The sequence below is a fragment of the Caldisericota bacterium genome (genome assembly GCA_034717215.1).
Classification (GTDB): Bacteria; Caldisericota; Caldisericia; order Caldisericales; family Caldisericaceae; genus UBA646.
The window spans coordinates 1-4,521 of sequence record JAYELD010000158.1; the positions used below are offsets into that span (position 1 = coordinate 1).

Consider the following 4,521-nt stretch of genomic DNA (forward strand, 5'->3'; position numbering starts at 1 on the left):
CAAGATGTCCGAGGATCAATGGATACGTAGAAAGATCAAACAGAACACTACAGGAAGAATTCATCAACAACCACCTTAATCTATTAGCTACAGATATTAATGCATTCAACTCAAAACTAATCGATTACCTTATCTGGTATAATACTAAAAGAGTCCATAAAGGCATTAATAATTTGTCACCTATAGATTTTCTTAAAATATCATCCGGAGTCTCAAATGTATGTAACTCATACAATCTCTTGACATATGCGATAGACCCATCCGTATATGATGCTCAACCCTTTTTTCGATGGAATCCGTTTGAATTAACCTCAATGATTGATTTCAGCGAAAAGGTTATTGCAGATGTAGGTGCTGGTACTGGAAAGCTTACCTTTATTGCTGCTCCATATGCTAGAATAGTCTATGCAGTAGAGCCAGTTGGTAATTTACGAATTTATCTAAAAGAGAAGGCGCAGATGGAAAAACTGAAAAATGTGTTCCCTGTCGATGGCTTAATAACTGATATTTCATTTCCCAATGGCTTTTTTGATGTCTCGCTGGGAGGTTTTGTATTTGGTGATAATAAAGAGAATGAGTACCGTGAAATGGAACGAGTTACAAAGAAAGACGGTATAATTATATATTGTCCGGAAAATATTGATGCGGACAATGACGAACACCGCTTTTTGATTAATAAAGAATTTGAATGGGCAACATTTGAGACACCTGACGATGGAATGAAAAGAAAATACTGGAAGCATCTTGTTTGAGGCAATCTTTTTAGAATGAGTGGAACATGCACAATTGAAATATTCTATTTCCATTGTATTATGAGGTTATGAGAATACGAGTAAATTTTGAATGGCCAGAAGACATTTGCTATTTAGGGCATGTAGACTTTACGCGTACTGTTGCTCGCGGACTGAGGAGAACATCCCTTCCATTAAAATTTACAGAAGGATTTAACTCTCGCGTCAAAGTAGAGATGGGGTTTCCTTTGAGCGTTGGTATGCTTGGAGAAGATGAATTTTTTGATTTTTATTTGAGCGAAGATGTAGCTATAGATAAAATAAAAGCCCTCCTTGATACAGCACTTGACGGCATTATAAATATCAAACAGATTAATGAAATACCAGATAATCTTCCTTCTATTACTTCTCTCCCTGCAATATTAACGCATTTTATCTACGCTGAGCTTAAGGAAATGTTTTCAGAAGAGGCACTTGAGAAAAAGCTTTCTGCTATTTTGGAGATGCCGAACATTGTTGTTTTGAGGCAGAAAAAAGGGGTAAATGTTAAAAAAGATGTAAGGCCGTTTATAAAGGACATTAAATTATTAGAGATTAACAACGCGAGTGTAGTTTTTCTTTTTTCTTCTCATTTTACTAGCAGGGGGAGTATAAAAATTGATGAAATTGAGGACATCCTGAACAAGAATGGGATACCGGTGGATTTTGATTACATAGTGAGAAAGAAAACAGTTGTCAAGTATAAAGGAAAATACGTATCTCCATTTGGTTTAGAATAAGCGTTTTCTATTTTTTTGTAAAAAGTACTGCACTTCCGATTGTGCCAATTAAAAACCCTATTGGACATACAACAACTGCCAGAATAAAGAAGACGGGTTCATCTCCCCCCGGACCTATTCTATTCCAGAAGTCTTTTCCATAAAAGTGAACGAACAAGCCATAAATAAAATTATGTAACAGTATAGCGACGAAAAAACCAGCGACAGAAGCTCCTGTCAATATTAAAAACTTTTTGAGTTTTCCTCCTATCCCACTCTTTAGAGTGAGAATTATTAACACTATGCCTAATACTAATAGAGCTGTACCGCCACCGAAGAGAAAAGAAACAAAAACCCCTCTGTGTAATTGTATTTTATTTCCAACCACGATCATAATTGCTGTTGTGGCAAAAACCCCTACTACTGTCCAAAATACGGTTTTTATTGCAAGAGTTCTTTTTTGGCTATTATCAGGCAAACTCATACTATCACCTCCTTAAATAATAATTTTTAATTCCATTCAATGCTATTTTAATGAATTTCCGCTTTTTTGGAACTTCGAGAGCTTATAAGAAATAGGATACCACTCACCAAGAATGGTCCGCCTGCTACCAGTACTGCAAAAATTTTCATGCGCCCTGCTGCAACAAATGCAAACACGCACAGTGAAATAGCTGCAATTGTTACTATTGTACCGCCAATTTTTTCTTTTCGCCAGGCGATGACGATACCTGTTATTCCAATAACAACTAGTACGGCCAGTATAGTTCCTTCAATTCCCGGTGGATTGTTGCCAGTGGTTGTTTCCATAATTCCTTCACTGACTAGTATGAACAGAAAGGTTGCCCCTACAATCGTACCTACCCAGCGGGCGATTAAGTGAATCCAATTTTTTTGTGGCCCCTTTATTTTTAATATTTGTCATAAATACCTCCACCCCCCGTAAAGTTTTTTCTTATATGAAAGACTCTATTTTCTCCTTATTTTGTCTTCCCTTATTTATTTTATCATAAAAATTTCATACGCCAAAAAAAATCTATTTTTCCTTGATGTGATATTAAATTTTTAAAGATAGTTTGCAAATGCAAACTATCTTTAAAACATAATAAAATTGTTAGAAGTTAATGAAAATGAATAGAGTATTGTTAAGTTTGAAGTGACAGTTTGCAAGAATTCTATTCCTAAATTGACAGAAAAAGCTGTTAGGATATTCTGAAGTAAGTAAATGAATAAAAGGATAGTGGATTAAAAGGAGTGAAATGTGAAGATAATTGAATATTTTTTGATAATAGCCAATCTCATTATTGGATTTAGTTGTGCTATTATTCTGGCCAGATTTTTCAATAAAGTGGATAGGAAACCCAAAAGAATTCTTCACTATTTTGTAATTCTTATTGCTGTTTATTTTATTGAGTGTGTTGCTATGGCTAGGGGGATGGGAATTCCTGTATTTAGTGTAATTCTGGCCTTTGTGTGGGGCCTTGTTTTTGGTTTAAGATTTCGCACTAGCGTGCCAACACGTAATGCTTTAAAAGCTTCATTTCTCCTGTCACTTTATTCTTCATTTCCGGCGGCTTCATTTATTTTTGTTCCTTTTGTTTGCTGGGCGAGCGGATGGGATATCTTAAGTGCCGAAGGAGGGATTCAATTTGGCATTCCTGCTTTTTTGCATTTACCCTGGCCCCTGAACACTATTCTTGGTTTTTATTTAGCACTCACAATGGGTGCGGTTCTGTTTAAAACGGGAATTACAACAGGTGTAGTTAGCTTGTTTATCCATTATCCAGATAACCATAATAAATAGACTTAATACCTTTTTCTTAGCTCTTTAACTGTTTTTCAGTGTGTCTCTCTTTATTGTTTGCTACTATTTTACTTAATAAACGAAGTTGCGCACAGCGTCTTTTTGTTGTGACATTAGTTATATCGTTGTCAAATACCTTTATAAACCATACTTCACATAATAAAGGATAAGTTTTTTATTCCATTTTTGGCATACAGAATGGGAGTTTGAGACAATTATTTTTACCACCTTTGTCATTAGAAAGTAATTTTTAATTTGATATTGACAAAAAGTTTGTTAAAATAAAAAGTGGATAGAAAGTCATAACTATTAATTTGCAGTACAATCTAGCAAAAAAGGAGGGGTTCTGTTGAGACAAAAATTAAAAATCTCTGAAAAACGTCTTGATGAAATTAATGCTTTTCTTTTAGACACAGATAACAAATTAATCAACGATTTGTTCACCGTTATAGAAAAGTATGGTGGGGTTGAAGAAGCTAATAGAAAGGCAGGGGAAGCAGGAAAACTTGAGAACATACTTGAAAAATTGAACGGAAAAACCCACGTTACATGAAAGACTTGGAATGGCTCACCGAAAAGAGGGATAACGGGGAATTTATTTCAATTGCAAACTTTAGAAGAAAAGTTCTGGGAGACAAGGTAGATTCTTTTACATTCAAAGATGAATATGCTGTTACCTTAGAAATTAGTGCCTGCCAGTATTTTCCGTTTTTAATTGCTGAAGCAAAGCATGCGCTTGAGTATGAAGAGTTGATGCCTGGGAGGTTTATTCGGGTTAGAGCAATGAAAGAACAGGAGGCAGACAACGACCTTCTGGCTGTTTCTGCTGCTATGAAGATTATAGGGGCGAGCTGGTGTGAAACATTTGACACAAAAGGAACTGATGGCTCAAATATACACCTAGACGGTGCCGAAACGATTACGGGTTATTTTGGAGGCGTAGGCCAGCCAAACGATTACCCCATAAAGTGGGTTGATGAATTTCTTTATTACTACACGAATTATGGAATAAAACAGGTACTCAATACTAATCTTGGCACTGTTGTTCTGGCGTATCTTCTACACAAATTAGGAGTGAATAACGAATTTAAGATTTCTGTATTTCTTGGCAACGATAATCCCTATGCATTTTTTGCCACTCTTCTTGCCGCGAAACTTTTTAGCAGGGAAGATGGAACCACTTCTCTAATAGGGTTAAATCCTTCGAACTCAGTGAATAATGAAACAA

At 35.6% G+C, this 4,521-nt stretch carries 7 protein-coding genes; 5 read left to right on the forward strand and 2 right to left on the reverse strand.

The features are described from left to right. A partial coding sequence (locus U9Q18_06520; protein MEA3314011.1) for an integrase core domain-containing protein occupies nucleotides 1–752 on the forward strand: 752 nt, incomplete at its 5' end. 68 nt (nucleotides 753–820) lie between these two features. Beyond that, nucleotides 821–1,510, forward strand: coding sequence for a TIGR03936 family radical SAM-associated protein (locus tag U9Q18_06525; GenBank protein ID MEA3314012.1), 690 nt, complete (start codon nucleotides 821–823; stop codon nucleotides 1,508–1,510). Nucleotides 1,511–1,517: 7 nt separating this feature from the next. On the opposite strand, the gene U9Q18_06530 is transcribed toward U9Q18_06525, so the two are convergent. Further along, entirely contained in the window at nucleotides 1,518–1,973 is a 456-nt protein-coding gene (locus U9Q18_06530) for a hypothetical protein (GenBank protein MEA3314013.1), read from the reverse strand. Nucleotides 1,974–2,020: 47 nt separating this feature from the next. Then, a complete protein-coding gene (locus tag U9Q18_06535; protein MEA3314014.1) occupies nucleotides 2,021–2,299 on the reverse strand; it encodes a hypothetical protein in 279 nt (92 codons plus the stop codon). A gap of 451 nt (nucleotides 2,300–2,750) precedes the next feature. On the opposite strand from U9Q18_06535, the gene U9Q18_06540 reads away from it, so the two are divergent. From U9Q18_06540 to U9Q18_06550, 3 genes are all read left to right on the forward strand, one after another. Continuing rightward, complete coding sequence (locus U9Q18_06540; GenBank protein ID MEA3314015.1) at nucleotides 2,751–3,293, forward strand: hypothetical protein; 543 nt, start codon at nucleotides 2,751–2,753, stop codon at nucleotides 3,291–3,293. A 349-nt stretch (nucleotides 3,294–3,642) separates the two neighbouring features. Then, a complete protein-coding gene (locus U9Q18_06545) occupies nucleotides 3,643–3,846 on the forward strand; it encodes a hypothetical protein (GenBank protein ID MEA3314016.1) in 204 nt (67 codons plus the stop codon). After that, the coding region (locus U9Q18_06550) for a hypothetical protein (protein ID MEA3314017.1) at nucleotides 3,843–4,521 on the forward strand (679 nt) is incomplete at its 3' end. The genes U9Q18_06545 and U9Q18_06550, both read left to right, overlap by 4 nt.

Coding starts and splice junctions, on each gene's coding strand:
- U9Q18_06530 (MEA3314013.1), bottom strand. CDS start 1,973: ATGAGTTTGCCTGATAATAGCCAAAAAAGAACTCTTGCAATAAAAACC.
- U9Q18_06525 (MEA3314012.1), top strand. CDS start 821: ATGAGAATACGAGTAAATTTTGAATGGCCAGAAGACATTTGCTATTTA.
- U9Q18_06535 (MEA3314014.1), bottom strand. CDS start 2,299: ATGGAAACAACCACTGGCAACAATCCACCGGGAATTGAAGGAACTATA.